Origin of the sequence: Nocardia paucivorans NBRC 100373 (genome assembly GCF_000308675.1) — a bacterium.
GTDB classification, from domain to species: Bacteria; Actinomycetota; Actinomycetes; order Mycobacteriales; family Mycobacteriaceae; genus Nocardia; species Nocardia paucivorans.
In genome coordinates this window covers 347,240-361,036 of the sequence record NZ_BAGE01000041.1, presented here as the reverse complement: position 1 = coordinate 361,036, position 13,797 = coordinate 347,240, and the positions used below count along the sequence as shown (strand labels likewise).

Annotated in this window: 16 protein-coding genes; 11 read left to right on the top strand and 5 right to left on the bottom strand. The window is 67.3% G+C overall.

Annotation, left to right across the window (positions count from 1 at the left end; genetic code table 11):
* Positions 1–17 precede the first annotated feature (17 nt).
* Positions 18–770, top strand: a complete 753-nt coding sequence (locus ON32_RS13155; protein WP_040791104.1) for a YebC/PmpR family DNA-binding transcriptional regulator — start codon at positions 18–20, stop codon at positions 768–770.
* Between the two features lie 87 nt (positions 771–857).
* On the opposite strand, the gene ON32_RS13150 is transcribed toward ON32_RS13155, so the two are convergent.
* The 3 genes from ON32_RS13150 to ON32_RS13140 all read right to left on the bottom strand — a co-directional run bounded on the left by ON32_RS13150 (position 858) and on the right by ON32_RS13140 (position 2,104).
* Positions 858–1,355, bottom strand: coding sequence for an SRPBCC family protein (locus tag ON32_RS13150; protein WP_040791103.1), 498 nt, complete (start codon positions 1,353–1,355; stop codon positions 858–860).
* A complete protein-coding gene (locus tag ON32_RS13145; protein WP_051133186.1) occupies positions 1,352–1,765 on the bottom strand; it encodes an ArsR/SmtB family transcription factor in 414 nt (137 codons plus the stop codon). The genes ON32_RS13150 and ON32_RS13145 overlap by 4 nt, the downstream gene beginning before the upstream one ends.
* Positions 1,766–1,897: 132 nt before the next feature.
* A complete protein-coding gene (locus ON32_RS13140; protein ID WP_040791102.1) occupies positions 1,898–2,104 on the bottom strand; it encodes a DUF5988 family protein in 207 nt (68 codons plus the stop codon).
* A 47-nt stretch (positions 2,105–2,151) separates the two neighbouring features.
* Here ON32_RS13140 and ON32_RS13135 point away from each other — a divergent pair, with 47 nt between their 5' ends.
* The 4 genes from ON32_RS13135 to ruvB all read left to right on the top strand — a co-directional run bounded on the left by ON32_RS13135 (position 2,152) and on the right by ruvB (position 5,038).
* Positions 2,152–2,664: an O-acetyl-ADP-ribose deacetylase gene (locus tag ON32_RS13135; protein WP_040791101.1), complete on the top strand. Its 513-nt coding sequence runs from the start codon at positions 2,152–2,154 to the stop codon at positions 2,662–2,664.
* An 89-nt stretch (positions 2,665–2,753) separates the two neighbouring features.
* A complete protein-coding gene (ruvC, locus tag ON32_RS13130) occupies positions 2,754–3,323 on the top strand; it encodes a crossover junction endodeoxyribonuclease RuvC (RefSeq protein WP_040791304.1) in 570 nt (189 codons plus the stop codon).
* Positions 3,320–3,925: a Holliday junction branch migration protein RuvA gene (gene ruvA / locus ON32_RS13125; RefSeq protein ID WP_040791100.1), complete on the top strand. Its 606-nt coding sequence runs from the start codon at positions 3,320–3,322 to the stop codon at positions 3,923–3,925. Before ruvC ends, ruvA begins: the two co-directional genes overlap by 4 nt.
* A gap of 6 nt (positions 3,926–3,931) precedes the next feature.
* Positions 3,932–5,038, top strand: coding sequence for a Holliday junction branch migration DNA helicase RuvB (gene ruvB, locus ON32_RS13120; protein ID WP_051133185.1), 1,107 nt, complete (start codon positions 3,932–3,934; stop codon positions 5,036–5,038).
* 74 nt (positions 5,039–5,112) lie between these two features.
* On the opposite strand, the gene ON32_RS13115 is transcribed toward ruvB, so the two are convergent.
* Positions 5,113–5,364: a DivIVA domain-containing protein gene (locus ON32_RS13115; protein WP_051133184.1), complete on the bottom strand. Its 252-nt coding sequence runs from the start codon at positions 5,362–5,364 to the stop codon at positions 5,113–5,115.
* Positions 5,365–5,535: 171 nt separating this feature from the next.
* Between ON32_RS13115 and yajC the strand changes: the two genes are divergently transcribed.
* The 6 genes from yajC (at position 5,536) to ON32_RS13085 (ending at position 13,305) form a co-directional block, all read left to right on the top strand.
* Positions 5,536–5,898 (top strand): preprotein translocase subunit YajC, encoded by a 363-nt coding sequence (gene yajC, locus ON32_RS13110; protein WP_040791099.1) that lies wholly within the window; start codon positions 5,536–5,538, stop codon positions 5,896–5,898.
* A 173-nt stretch (positions 5,899–6,071) separates the two neighbouring features.
* On the top strand, positions 6,072–7,916 hold the full coding sequence (gene secD, locus ON32_RS13105) for a protein translocase subunit SecD (RefSeq protein ID WP_040791098.1): 1,845 nt from the start codon (positions 6,072–6,074) through the stop codon (positions 7,914–7,916).
* 5 nt (positions 7,917–7,921) lie between these two features.
* Positions 7,922–9,127 carry a protein translocase subunit SecF gene (secF, locus tag ON32_RS13100; protein ID WP_051133183.1) on the top strand — a complete coding sequence of 402 codons (1,206 nt, stop codon included), beginning with the start codon at positions 7,922–7,924 and terminating at the stop codon, positions 9,125–9,127.
* A 19-nt stretch (positions 9,128–9,146) separates the two neighbouring features.
* Positions 9,147–10,862, top strand: coding sequence for an ABC transporter substrate-binding protein (locus ON32_RS13095; RefSeq protein WP_040791096.1), 1,716 nt, complete (start codon positions 9,147–9,149; stop codon positions 10,860–10,862).
* A gap of 36 nt (positions 10,863–10,898) precedes the next feature.
* Entirely contained in the window at positions 10,899–11,471 is a 573-nt protein-coding gene (locus ON32_RS13090; RefSeq protein ID WP_040791301.1) for an adenine phosphoribosyltransferase, read from the top strand.
* 196 nt (positions 11,472–11,667) lie between these two features.
* On the top strand, positions 11,668–13,305 hold the full coding sequence (locus ON32_RS13085; RefSeq protein WP_083874421.1) for an ABC-F family ATP-binding cassette domain-containing protein: 1,638 nt from the start codon (positions 11,668–11,670) through the stop codon (positions 13,303–13,305).
* A 13-nt stretch (positions 13,306–13,318) separates the two neighbouring features.
* Here ON32_RS13085 and ON32_RS13080 read toward each other — a convergent pair whose 3' ends face one another.
* Positions 13,319–13,702 carry an MmcQ/YjbR family DNA-binding protein gene (locus ON32_RS13080; RefSeq protein WP_040791095.1) on the bottom strand — a complete coding sequence of 128 codons (384 nt, stop codon included), beginning with the start codon at positions 13,700–13,702 and terminating at the stop codon, positions 13,319–13,321.
* Between the last annotated feature and the right edge of the window lie 95 nt (positions 13,703–13,797).

The window sequence follows — 13,797 nt, the reverse complement described above, 5'->3', positions numbered from 1 at the left end:
CCTGAAGGAAGTAGTGAATGAGCGGCCACTCCAAATGGGCCACCACCAAGCACAAGAAGGCTGTGATCGATGCGAAGCGCGGCAAGCTGTTCGCCAAGCTGATCAAGAATATCGAGGTGGCGGCCCGCACCGGTGGCGGCGATCCGGATGGAAACCCGACGCTCTACGACGCCATCCAGAAGGCGAAGAAATCGTCGGTCCCCAACGACAATATCGAGCGTGCCCGTAAGCGTGGCGCCGGTGAGGAAGCCGGCGGCGCCGACTGGCAGACCATCATGTACGAGGGGTACGGACCCAACGGTGTCGCCGTCCTCATCGAATGTCTGACCGACAACCGCAACCGCGCCGCGGGTGAGGTGCGGGTCGCGATGACCCGCAATGGCGGGTCCATGGCCGACCCCGGCTCGGTGGCCTACCTGTTCCACCGCAAGGGCATCGTCACCCTGGAGAAGAACGGCCTGACCGAGGACGATGTGCTCGCCGCGGTTCTCGACGCCGGCGCCGAGGAGGTCAACGACCTCGGAGAATCGTTCGAGATCATCAGCGAGCCCGGCGATCTGGTCGCGGTGCGGTCGGCGCTGCAGGCCGCGGGCATCGACTACGACTCCGCCGAATCCGGCTTCCAGCCCTCGGTGAACGTGCCGGTCGACGTGGAGGGCGCCCGTAAGGTGTTCAAACTGGTCGACGCGCTCGAGGACAGCGACGACGTGCAGAACGTCTACACCAATGTCGACGTCTCCGACGAGGTGCTCGCCGAGCTCGAGGCCTGATCGGAGACCGGCCGATCAGGGACGAAGCGGAGCAGGCGGCCGGTTCGTCGAGATGCGGATCGGCCATCCGCGTCGGGGTCGCTTCGTTCAGGATTCGAGTCCCTCATAGTGGGCCTTCACAGCGGGAAGGTAGTCGTCGAAATTCGGGCGGAGTGCTCCTGTCCGGAAAGCGTCCAGCGCGTCCAGGTAGTACTCCCAGCCCGGGCCGACCTCGGCGATATTCGCCTCTGCCGGCAGGTGATGGGTGAACACCAGTTCGGTGATTCCGTCGTGTTCGGACAGCACCACCTCCAGACGCCAGGCGCCGTGATCGTCGAGGGTTCGGAGGGCGAGGTGCCGTGGTGGTTCGCAGATATCGATGGTGGTGTCGAACCACGGTCGTTCGTCTTCGAAGGCCATCTGTAGGCGGATGGTCTTTCCGGGGCCGGCCTCGCCTTCCCAGGCTCCGATCCAGCGGGCGGTGCGCTCGGGCTCGGTGATACTCGCCCACACATCCTCGATCGGGGCCCGGTAGGTGCGGGTGAGTATCAGATCGCGGCCGGCGGGTGCGCGTCGCAGTTGTCCATTCGGGCCGGTGGTGGTCATGCGGTGCCCTTTCGGGTGTGGTCGGAACGTTGGGCGTGATCGTTTCGTGGGATGGCTGTCGTACCGGGTCGGTTGTGGGCGGTCTCGGTACGGCGTTCACGCCGAGTGCGGTAAACCTCGGTTTCCAGGGCGTCGAGGCTGTTCTCCCAACCGGTGGGGGTGTTGATTCGGGTGATCCAGGCCGTCAGGGCGTTCAGCGGTTCGGTGTCGAGCGTGTAGTAACGCTCTCGGCCTATGGGTTCGTCGTGGACCAGTCCGGCGGCGCGTAAGACCCGTAGATGCCGGCTGATGGCGGGGCGGCTGACCGAGAACCGTTCGGCGATGGCGCCTGCCGTGAGGCGGGTTTCGTGCAGTATCTCCAGGATTTCGCGGCGTATCGGGTCGGAGATGGCCGCGGCCACTTCGTCCATACAAAAAGTGTAACTGATTGGTTACTCTTTCGCTCGGCGATTGCCCCCGACCCGCCGTGGTCGACCGAGGGAAGCGCGCAGCCCTCACCCGTCGGCCGGCGCGACGGCGTCACCCTGGATAGGGCATGCGGATCATTCCGCGATATCGGTGTGGTAGCTCCACTCGTATACGGGTAGATCCCCCTCCGGGGTGTGCTTGTGTCGAGGGGTGGGGGTGAAATGTTCGTAGCCGCCTCGGAACGGAATCCTGACGTCCGAATCCGGAGACTCCACGGAAACGATGCGGTCGAGCAGGTCCCTGGGCCCGCCCTCGAGGACAGCCATACCTGCGGTGCTCATATGTCCGATGGTAGGAGTGTGTCCGGGGTGGGTGAAAGAATCCGGGCATGGTCTCGTTGACGCTGGTGCGCGGTGATATCACCGAACAAGAAGTGGACGCGGTGGTCAATGCCGCCAATTCCTCCCTGCTGGGCGGTGGGGGAGTGGACGGGGCCATTCATCGCCGGGGCGGTCCGGAGATCCTCGCCGAATGTCGGCGCCTGCGCGAAACTCGGTATCCCGATGGGCTGCCGACCGGACAGGCGGTGGCCACAACGGCCGGTGCGTTACCCGCCCGCTGGGTCGTGCACACCGTCGGGCCGGTCTGGTCCACCCGTGAGGATCGTTCGGCGCTGTTGGCGTCCTGTTATCGCGAATCCCTGCGGGTGGCCGACGAACTGGGCGCGCGGACGGTGGCGTTTCCTGCTATATCCACCGGTATCTACGGGTGGCCCATGGACGACGGCGCGCGGATTGCCGTGGAGACCGTGCGCGCGACGCCGACCGAGGCGGACGAGGTGCGGTTCGTGCTCTTCGACGCCGCCGCCCACGCCGTGTTCACCGCGGCCCTTACCGGCTGAGCTCGGCCCCGGTTGTATGTCGTCGCCGACGACATACCGAGGGCTGCACTAGACTTCGAACAACTGTTCGTGTTTCGGAAGGGGTGTCCGTGCGGGTGATGGGTGTCGATCCCGGGCTCACCCGGTGCGGTCTGAGCATGGTCGAGGGCGGGGCGGGTCGTGCGGTTCGGGCCCGGGACGTGACCGTGGTCCGCACTCCCACGGAGCTGGAGCTCGCGCAACGCCTCCTGCGCATCGCCGACGCCGCCGAACAGTGGATGGACACCCATCGGCCCGACGTGGTGGCGATCGAGCGGGTCTTCTCCCAGCACAATGTGCGCACCGCCATGGGAACCGCGCAGGCCGGCGGGGTCGTCGCCCTGGCGGCCGCGCGGCGCGGTATCCCCGTGGCCTTCCACACCCCCAGCGAGGTGAAGGCCGCCGTCACCGGATCGGGTTCGGCGGACAAGGCTCAGGTGACCGCCATGGTGACCCGTATCCTCGGGCTCGCGGCGGCGCCGAAACCGGCCGATGCCGCCGATGCGCTCGCGCTCGCCATCTGTCACTGCTGGCGGGCGCCGCTGATGGCCCGAATGGCCGAGGCCGAGGCCCGGGCCGAACGGGCGCGTAAACAGTACATCGACAGGCTCGACCGACAACGAAAGGCGGTGCGCGAGTGATCGCGTCGGTCCGCGGAGAGGTACTCGAGCTCGCACTCGACCACGTGGTACTCGAGGCGGCGGGAGTCGGCTATCGGCTCAACGCCACCCCCGCGACCCTGGCCGGGCTCACCCGGGGCGAGCAGGCCCGCCTGTACACCGCGCTGGTGGTGCGGGAGGATTCGATGACCCTGTACGGGTTCGCCGATACCGAGGCCAGGGACCTGTTCGGGTTGTTGCAGACGGTATCCGGTGTGGGGCCGCGATCGGCCATGGCGGTGCTGGCCGTCCTGGAGCCGGAAGCGCTGCGCAAGGCCCTGGCGGCGGGTGATATCGCCGCCCTCACCAGGGTTCCCGGCATCGGTAAACGCGGTGCCGAGCGCATGGTGGTGGAGTTGCGCGACAAGGTGAACCAGGTGCCGGTGCCCGGGAGCCCGGCGGGTACCGCCGCGGCGTCGGTGCTCACCCCGGTGCGCGATCAGGTCACCGAGGCGCTCACCGGGCTCGGGTTCCCGCTCAAACAGGCCGAGAAGGCCGTCGACATGGTCCTCGCCGATCGCCCGGACGCGGACAACTCCACCGTGCTGCGCACCGCGCTCGGTCTGTTGGGAAAGAACCGGTAGTACGCCATGGATTACGACGAGTCCCCCACCCCTGATATCACCGGTGACCGCGCGGAGTCCCCGGTCCGCCCCGACTATCTGCACTCCGACGGTGATATCGAAACCGGTCTGCGCCCCACCTCGCTGGACGATTTCATCGGCCAGTCCCGGGTCCGGGAACAGCTCGCGCTGGTATTGCGCGGCGCTCGCGGCCGCGGCGGCACCCCCGACCACATCCTGTTGTCCGGCCCGCCCGGTCTCGGGAAGACCAGCCTGGCCATGATCATCGCCACCGAACTCGGTACCTCGCTGCGCATCACCTCCGGTCCCGCGCTGGAACGCGCCGGTGACCTGGCGGCCATGCTCAGCAATCTGGTCGAGGGCGATGTGCTGTTCATCGACGAGATCCACCGGATGGCCCGGCCCGCCGAAGAAATGCTGTATCTGGCGATGGAGGATTTCCGGGTGGATGTGGTGGTCGGCAAGGGACCGGGCGCCACATCCATCCCGCTGGATATCGCCCCGTTCACGCTCGTCGGTGCCACCACCAGATCCGGGGCGCTCACCGGCCCGCTACGTGACCGGTTCGGCTTCACCGGGCATATGGATTTCTACGAGCCCGAGGAGTTGCTGCGCATTCTGCAGCGTTCGGCGCGGATCCTCGGCCTCGCCATCGACGACGACGCCGCCGCCGAGATCGCCGGCCGTTCCCGCGGCACCCCGCGCATCGCCAACCGGCTGTTGCGCCGGGTCCGCGACTATGCCGAGGTGCGCGCCGACGGTCGGATCACCGTTCCGGTCGCTCGCGCCGCGCTGGAAGTCTACGATGTGGACCCCCTCGGTCTGGACCGTCTCGACCGGGCCGTGCTCGGCGCGCTGGTGCGCGGTTTCGGCGGTGGTCCGGTGGGGGTGTCCACCCTCGCGGTAGCGGTGGGGGAGGAGGCGGCGACCGTCGAGGAGGTCTGCGAGCCGTTCCTGGTCCGGGCCGGAATGGTGGCCCGCACCCCGCGCGGTCGGGTCGCCACCGCCGCCGCCTGGGAGCACCTCGGTATGGTTCCGCCCCCGGACCTGGTCTTCGGGTCGATCGAGGTGCGTGGCCGGGAACCGCAACCCACCCTGGACCTGTTCGACTGATCGATCTGCTCGACCGATCGGGCGGTGGTTCGGCGGGCGCGGTGCGCCGGCTCGATGCGCTGCCGTCCCCGGAATCAGGCTCGGGACCCGAACTCGGCCCGTACCCGCTGGATGAAGGCGTCGACCTGTTCGGCGCGATAACCGCGGGTCCACCACCTCGCCTCACCGAACGCAACCCGATCCAGATCGGCCACCGTCAGGGCGGCCCGGCCGGTGAGGGCCGCCGCGATGTGATCGAGGAAATCGTCCACGTCGGCGATCCGGTAACCCCGTTGCCAGGGCAGAGCCGTGGCAAAAGTGGTTCGGTGCACATCTTCGGGGGTCATGGATCGGATTATGCCGGCGGGCATGACCCGGCCGGCGGGCTTTCCGCGGCGCCTCGGTCGAGCGCGACTCGTGGTGGTTCCGGGTGTGCGGATGTAGCGCGCCTCGGCGGAGCCGGCAGACTATGGGGGTACCCGTGCCCACACCACTCGGATCAGGAACTGACTTCGACCATGGACGTGTTGTTCCCGCTACTGCTGGTAGCCCTGCTCGTGCCGATGTTCCTCGGTATCCGCCGTCAGAAGCGGGAGGCCGAGAAGATCACCGATATGCAGGACAACCTGAAGGTCGGCGACCGGGTCACCACCACCTCGGGGCTGTACGGCACCGTGGTCGAGGTCGACGAGACCACCGTCGATCTGGAGATCGCCGAGGACGTGGTAACCACCTGGTTGCGCCAGGCGATCCGCGAGGTACGCACCGACGACGAGATCCCGACCGACGAGGCCGATACCGGCGAGGAGACCGGGGCGACCGACACCGACCCCGTCGAGGAAACCGCCGAGCAGACCGACATCCGGTTGTCCAAGGACTGAGTTCGTGTCGTTCGGCGCGTGGGCGGGCACCCCGCGTGGTTACACTGCGCTGCCGCCTCCGGGCACAGACCGCTCACCTGTGCGGTTCGCCCATCGGATACCACCGGTATCCGATGTGGATCGGCGCGCAACCCGACTGTTCCACCCGACTTCCGCCTAGGAGATGACGACCCGTGCCACCGTCTCAGGGATCGGCGCACCACCTCCGCTGGCTCGCTCTGTTCGGCGTGCTGGTGGCCGCGATCTACGCACTGGTGTTCTTCACCGGTGACAAGTCCCCGACGCCCAAACTCGGCATCGATCTGCAGGGCGGCACCCGCGTCACCCTGACCGCTCGTACCCCGGACGGTAGCCGGCCGAGCCAGGACAGCCTGCGGAAAGCGCAGGAAATCATCGAGAACCGGGTCAACGGGCTCGGTGTGGGTGGTTCCGAGGTCATCATCGACGGGGACAACCTGGTGATCACCGTGCCCGGGGACGACAGCCAGCAGGCGCGCACCTTGGCCACTACCGCCAAGCTGTACATCCGCCCGGTCCTGGATGCTCGGCCTCCCGGTCAGGCCCCGACGGCTCCGGTCGCGCCGGAGGCCCCTCCCGCCCCCGCTCCCGCCGAGGGCGACGCGACCCCGTCCCAGGACACACCTGGTGCGGAGGACGCGTCCGGAACGGTCGACGAGACCGGTTCCACCGAGGAGAACACCGATTCTGCCGAGGACACCACCGGTTCCGCCGAGGACGGCACCGATTCTGCCGAGAACGGCACGACGAGCGAATCGGAGACGCAGGGCTCCACCCCGCAGCAGCGGGTATTCCCGGCCCAAGCGCCCACCACCCCCGCGCCCGAACCGTCGGCGCCCCCGGCCCCCGCTCCGGCCGAGCAGCCCGACGACGCCTCGCTGAGCCCTCAGCAGCGGGCACAACGCGACATCGCTGCGGCCAAGGCCTTGCGCCAGAGCACCGACCCGGCCGTCCAGCAGACCGCCATGGCCACCCTGGATTGCAGCGGCGCCGACCCGCTGGCGGGTAACGACGATCCGAATCTGCCGTTGGTCACCTGCTCCGCCGATGGCACGGAGGTGTTCCTGCTCGACAAGAGCCGCATCGATGGTCAGGAGATCGCCGACGCCACCTCGGGATTCAACCCTCAGCAGGCGCGACACGAGGTCAACCTGGAGTTCAAGGGCGGCGGTAGCGACGCCTGGGCCACCCTCACCGGCGAATACCTCTACAAGCGGGTCGCCTTCGTGCTCGATTCGGAGGTGGTGAGCGCACCGGTCGTGCAGCAGGGCCCGCAACACGGCGGTCGCACCCAGATCTCCGGAAACTTCACCGCCACCAGCGCCAAGGAACTGGCCAATACCCTCAAATACGGTTCTCTGCCGCTGTCGTTCCAGACATCGGAGGCCGAAACCGTCTCGGCGACGCTCGGCCTGTCGTCGCTGAAGGCCGGTCTGATCGCCGGCGCCGTCGGCCTGGCCGTGGTGCTGTTGTACTGCCTGATCTACTACCGGATGCTCGGCTTCCTCACCGCGCTGTCGCTACTGGGTTCCGGTATCGCCGTCTACGGGATCATGGTGCTGCTCGGCCGGTGGATCGGGTTCACCCTGGATCTGGCCGGTATCGCCGGTCTCATCATCGGTATCGGTATGACCGCCGACTCGTTCGTGGTGTTCTTCGAACGCATCAAGGACGAAATGCGCGAAGGACGTAGTTTCCGTTCGGCCGTGCCCCGTGGATGGGAGCGGGCGCGCCGCACCATCCTGTCGGGTAATGCGGTGAGTTTCATCGCCGCGGCCGTACTGTACGTACTGGCCGTCGGGCAGGTGCGTGGTTTCGCCTTCACCCTCGGACTCACCACCATCCTCGACGTGGTGGTGGTGTTCCTGGTGACGGCCCCGCTGGTGCAACTGGCCGCCCGTTCCCCCTTCTGGGCGAAACCGTCGGTGAACGGCCTCGGCGCGATCCAGCAGTTGGCCCGTGAGCGCAAGGCGGCCGAGGCCGCGGTCGGGAAGGCGTGAGGACGATGAACAGCCCCACAACGCACGCAATGGAGCACCGGGCTCTCGAGGACGACGGTTCGACCCTGCCCAGGCACAGTTGGATGAATCGTCTCTACACCGGGACCGGTGTGCTCGATGTCGTCGGCAAACGCCGGATGTGGTACGCGATCACCGCGCTGATCGTGCTCGTCTGTCTGGCCGGCATCCTGCTGCGCGGATTCACTCTCGGGATCGATTTCGTCGGCGGTACGCGGGTCCAGTTCCCGGCCGGCTCGGCTGATACCACCGCGGTCGAACAGGTGTACCACGAGGTCATCGGCGATGATCCCGAGTCGGTGCAGACCGTGGGAAGTGGTGATACGAAGACCATTCTCATCCGGTCGTCCACCCTGGAATCCGAACAGGCCGAGGCCCTCCAGGCCGCGCTGTTCGACCGGTTCCAACCCACCGATGACGCGGGTAACCCGAGCCGTAACGCGATCAGTGTCTCCGATGTCAGCGAGACCTGGGGCGGCCAGATCACCCGGCAGGCGCTGATCGCGCTGGTGGTGTTTTTGGTGCTGGTCACCGCGTACATCACCATTCGCTACGAACGCGATATGGCGCTCGCCGCCCTCGCCGCGCTCGGTTTCGACATGCTGGTCACGGCGGGGGTGTACGCGCTCGTCGGCTTCGAGGTCACACCGGCGACCGTTATCGGCATGCTGACCATCCTGGGCTTCTCGCTGTACGACTCGGTGGTCGTCTTCGACAAGGTCGAGGAGAACACCCGCGGCATCCTGCATCTCAACCGGCGCACCTACGCCGAACAGGCCAATCTGGCCGTCAACCAGACATTGATGCGGTCGATCAACACCGCGGTCATCGGCGCGCTACCGATCATCGGGCTCATGGTGATCGCGGTGTGGATGCTCGGCGTCGGCACCCTGCAGGATCTGGCGCTGATCCAGCTGGTGGGGCTGGTGGTCGGCGCCTACTCGTCGATCTTTTTCGCCACGCCGATGCTGGTCTCGTTGAAGGAACGCTGGGGCCCGGTCGCCGCGCACACCAAGAAGGTGCTGGCGAAACGAGCCAATGCCGCCGGCGTATCGGACGATCGCACCGGCCCCCGTGGCGAGCGGCGGGCGGCCCCGGGGAGAGCCTCCTCCGACATACCGCGTCGGGCCGCGGCGGGCGCTCCCCGTCCCGGCGCCAGACCGACTGGAAAACGGCAGAAGAAGCGGTACTGACCAGCTAGGGGGTTCCTCGATGCGGCAATCCGTGCGCCGGGTGATCGCGATACTGGGCACCACCGTGGTGGTCGCCGCTCTCGCGGCCGGTTGCTCCGGCGGCAAGGATCAGGTGCCGTCGATCGGTTACGCCGTCGATGTCGCGGTCACCAGTTACAACGCCGGCAGCACCGCCGGTGCGGCGGGTGGCGCGGCGGCCGTATTCGGTCGGGTGCTGACCGGCTTCTTCTACACCGGCCCGGACGGGCAGCAGGTCGCCGATACGGATGTGGGCACCGCCAAGGAGGTACCCGGCGAAGCCCAGACCATCCAGTACCGGCTCAATCCCGAGGGAGTCTATTCCGACGGAGTACCCACCTCCTGCGACGATCTGGTGCTCACCTGGGCCGCGCGCAGCGGACGGTTCACCAAGCCCGGGCCGGGTGGTCAGGTTCCGTTGTTCGACACCGCGAGCACGGCCGGTTACTCGGCCATCGAACGAGTGGACTGCCAATCGGGATCCAAGGACGCGACCGTGGTGTTCCGTCCGGGCCGGCACTATCTGCCTTGGCGCACCCTCTTCGCCGCGGGGGAGCTGATGCCCGCGCATGTGGCCGCGCAGGCGGCGGGGGTGCCGGATGTGGTGTCCGCGGTCCAGTCCGGTGATATGGCGGCGCTGGGAAAGCTGGCCGATTTCTGGAACACCGGGTGGAATATGACCCCCGGCGAGCTCGATCCGACCCGTTTCCCGTCCTCCGGCCCGTATCGGATCGAATCGTTCACCGCCGAGGACGGCCTGGTCCTGGTCGCCAACGAACAGTGGTGGGGGGATCGGCCCGCGACCGGGCGGATCGTCATCTGGCCGAAACCGGCCGATCTCGCTGCCAAGATCTCCGACGGGTCGGTGGCCGTGGTCGATATCGGCGCGGGGTCGATTCCGGAACTGGACCTGGACGGGTTCGACGTGCACCAGGTGGCGAGTCGGGGCACCGAGCAATTGATCCTGGGCACCGACGGCGTCTTCCGTTCCGGTGATGTCCGGCGGGCACTGGCCTTGTGCATACCGCGTCGTGCGCTGTTCGACGAACTCGGCCGGGTCGAGGACGCCCCAGAGGCCGGTGTCGGTTCGTCGCCGGTCAATGCCCATATCGTGCAACAGGATTCGGTTTTCTATTCCGCGGTCGCCGGGGCGGGGGCGCCGTTCGACGGTTCAGATGTGAAACGTGCCACCGCCGCCTTGACCGCCGCCGGTGTGGACCATCCCACCGTGCGGATCGGTTATCTGGCTCCCGATGCCCGGCGTGCTCGCACGGTGCAGGCGATCGCCGAGGCCTGCAAACCGGCAGGTATCACGGTGGAGGACGCCGGTACCCCCGACTTCACTCCCGACCGACTCGCACAGGCACAGGTGGACGCCGTACTGGCCGGCCCCGCGGCCGCGCCCGGTCCGGCCGGTTCGCTGACCGGGGTGACCGCTACCGGCGCATTGCGCACCGGTAGCGGATTGAATTTCGGGCACTTCCGTAACGGCCGCTACGATGCGATAACGGATCAGCTTGCCGCCGATGACAATTCGGGAGTGCAGCTGGGTCTGCTCGCCGAAGCGGAAAATCTTCTGTGGGCGGAATTGCCGAGCATTCCGTTGTTCGCCACTCCGCGCACCATCGCCTTCGGCGGCGGTTTGCAGAACGGCATCGCGGGACCCACCCGGGCCGGGACCGGATGGAATATGGACCGGTGGGTGCTCCAGCGATGAGCGGTGTTGTGGGTTGTGGAGAATGGAGTGGTGTCGATGAGCAAGCATGCGGCGATCGAGTCGGACAATACGATCGCCGAGCGTACGGCCAAGGCGGCCGAACTGGTCCATCGGCATACTCGTTGGGTCGACGACTTCCCTTCGCCCGGTATTCGGTTCGCCGATCTCACTCCCGTTTTCGCTGATTCCGAGGGGTTCCGCACCGTTATCGATTGTCTGGCCGCCCTGGCCCCCGATGTGGACCTGGTCGCCGGGGTCGACGCCCGTGGTTTCCTGCTCGGCGCCGGTGTGGCCACCGCGTTGGGTACCGGGGTGCTGGCCGTGCGTAAACGCGGCAAGCTGCCGCCGCCGGTCGTCACCCGGGAATACGATCTCGAATACGGTTCTGCCGCGCTGGAAATTCCCGGCGAGGGCGTGGATCTGCCGGGCCGTCGGGTGCTCCTGCTCGATGATGTGCTGGCCACGGGCGGCACCCTCGCCGCGGCCGCGGATCTCTTCGTCTCCGCCGGCGCCCATGTGGTCGCGGCGGCGGTCGTACTGGAACTCGGGTTCCTGGACGGACGTGCCCGGCAGGGGGACTATCCGCTCACCTCCATCGTCACCGTGTGATACGAGGGACACCCCGGTCGGAACCCCTCGGTCGAAAAGCCGGTCGAGAAAACACTGGCACGGGATGATCGGTGTGGCTACTCTGGTCGAGTCCTGTTCCCGTTGATCGGAGTTCGCCGTTGCTCTCCTGAGGTAGTCGTTCGGGCGGCCCGCACCCCGCGCGCCGCGTTCGGTTCGAAACCTCTGTGAGGCAGGCATGGCCAATATCGTCCTTTCCGATCTCTCTTTCTCCTGGCCCGACGGCACCCCGGTGTTCGCGGGACTCGACGCCGTCATCGGTCCCGGGCACGTGGGGCTGGTCGGGAGCAACGGGGCCGGTAAATCCACCCTGCTCCGACTCGTGGCCGGTGAACTGACCCCCGCACGCGGTTCGATCACCGTCACCGGTCTGCTCGGATACCTGCGACAGGACCTCGGTCTCGCGGTGGGGGAGCGGGTCGACGCGGTGCTCGGGATAGCCGAGATACGGCGGGCGCTGCATCGGATCGAAGCCGGGACCGGCGACGAGGCCGACTTCGACCTCGTCGGCGGACAATGGGATGTCGAGGAACGCGCCATCGCGCTGCTCGGGCGGCTCGGTCTCGACCATCTCGCGGATTCGGTGGACCGACTCGACCGACGGCTGGAAACCCTGTCCGGCGGGGAAACCGTACTGCTCGGGCTGGTCGCCGAACTGCTACGTGAACCCGATGTGCTGTTGCTGGACGAACCCACCAACAATCTGGACCGGGTGGCGCGGGCAAGGTTGTACGAGGTCGTCGAGCAGTTCTCCGGCACCGTGTTGGTGGTCGGCCACGATCGGGAACTCCTGGAACGTATGGCGACCATCGCCGAACTGCGGACCGGTGAGCTGCGGTTGTTCGGCGGCAACTACAGCGAATACGAGCGCATTGTCGAGGCAGAGCAACAGGTGGCCCGGGCCGCGATCCGGGATGCCCGCAGTGATGTGCGCAAACAGGCGAAGGAGCTGGCGGAGGCCCGCATCAAACTGGATCGCCGGCAGCGCTACGGCCGCAAGATGTACGAGAACAAGCGGGAGCCGAAGATCGTCATGGGGATGCGTAAACGTCAGGCTCAGGTCGCGGCCGGGAAGTTGCGCAACAACCACATCGAGAAACTGGATGCCGCCAAGGAGCAGTTGCAGCAGGCCGAGGAGTTGTTGCGCGACGATCGGGAGATCCGGGTCGACCTACCGCACACCCGGTTGTATCCCGGGCAGGAGGTGATCGCGCTCGACGAGGTGCGGTTGGCCAATGGCCCGGTTGTGAGTCTCGGGATGTCCGGACCCGAGCGCCTGGCGATCACCGGCCGTAACGGGGCGGGCAAGACGACGTTGCTGCGTCGGATCGCCGCCGAGCCGCCGAAGGTGCCCTGGCGCATGCTTCCGCAACGACTGGACATCTTCGACGAGGAACGTTCGGTTTTCGAGAATGTGGCGGCCGCGGCCCCGCATGCCGATGCCGAACGTATCCGCGCTCGATTGGCCCGTTTTCTGTTCCGCGGCGCCGAGGCCGATATCCCGGTTTCGGCCCTGTCCGGCGGGGAGCGGTTGCGCGCCGCGCTGGCGATGCTGCTGTCGTCCGAACCGGCGCCGCGGCTCCTGCTGCTCGACGAGCCCACCAACAATCTCGATCTGTCCGGTCTCGGCCACCTCACCCAGGCCTTGGCGGCATACCAGGGCGCCCTGATCGTGGTGAGTCACGATCCGCGGTTCCTGGACGAGATCGGGGTGACCCGGCGCCTCGTGCTCACCCCGGCGGGATTGACGGACGAGTCCGAGCTGTCGGCGCAGGTCGATCCTGTACCCGGCGGGTCTCCGGAGGCGACCGGATGATCCGGTCCGGCGCTCAGGCGTGGGTTGGTGGGGCGGTCGTGGCGGGTGGGTTCAGGCCGACCGAGAGCCGCTTCGGTGCGACCTTCCGGTAGGCGTCGTGGATGATCGCGCGGATCTCGTCCCAGTCGGGATCGATGTCGAGATGCACCCCGATCCATCCGCCGCGACCCACATACGGGGGGACGAAGAACCGTTCGGGTTCGGCGGCCACGACCTCGGCCTGCACCCCTTCGGGGGCGGGGCACCAGAGATCCGATCCGGGGCCGTGGCGACCGGCCGCGAGGAATATCGCGAACGATTTCGACCGCACCACGAACGCCGGTGAGCCGTGATTACGGCGTTCGCTCGTCTCCGGCAGGTTCAGGCAGATGGCCCGCAGCCGCTCCAACGGATCCATGGTCGCAGTGTAAGGGCCCGGTCCCACCCGGATGTGGTCTGCGCCGGGTCGACGAATACCGCCGTTTCGGGGCCGGTCGGCGCTGCGGTCGGTAA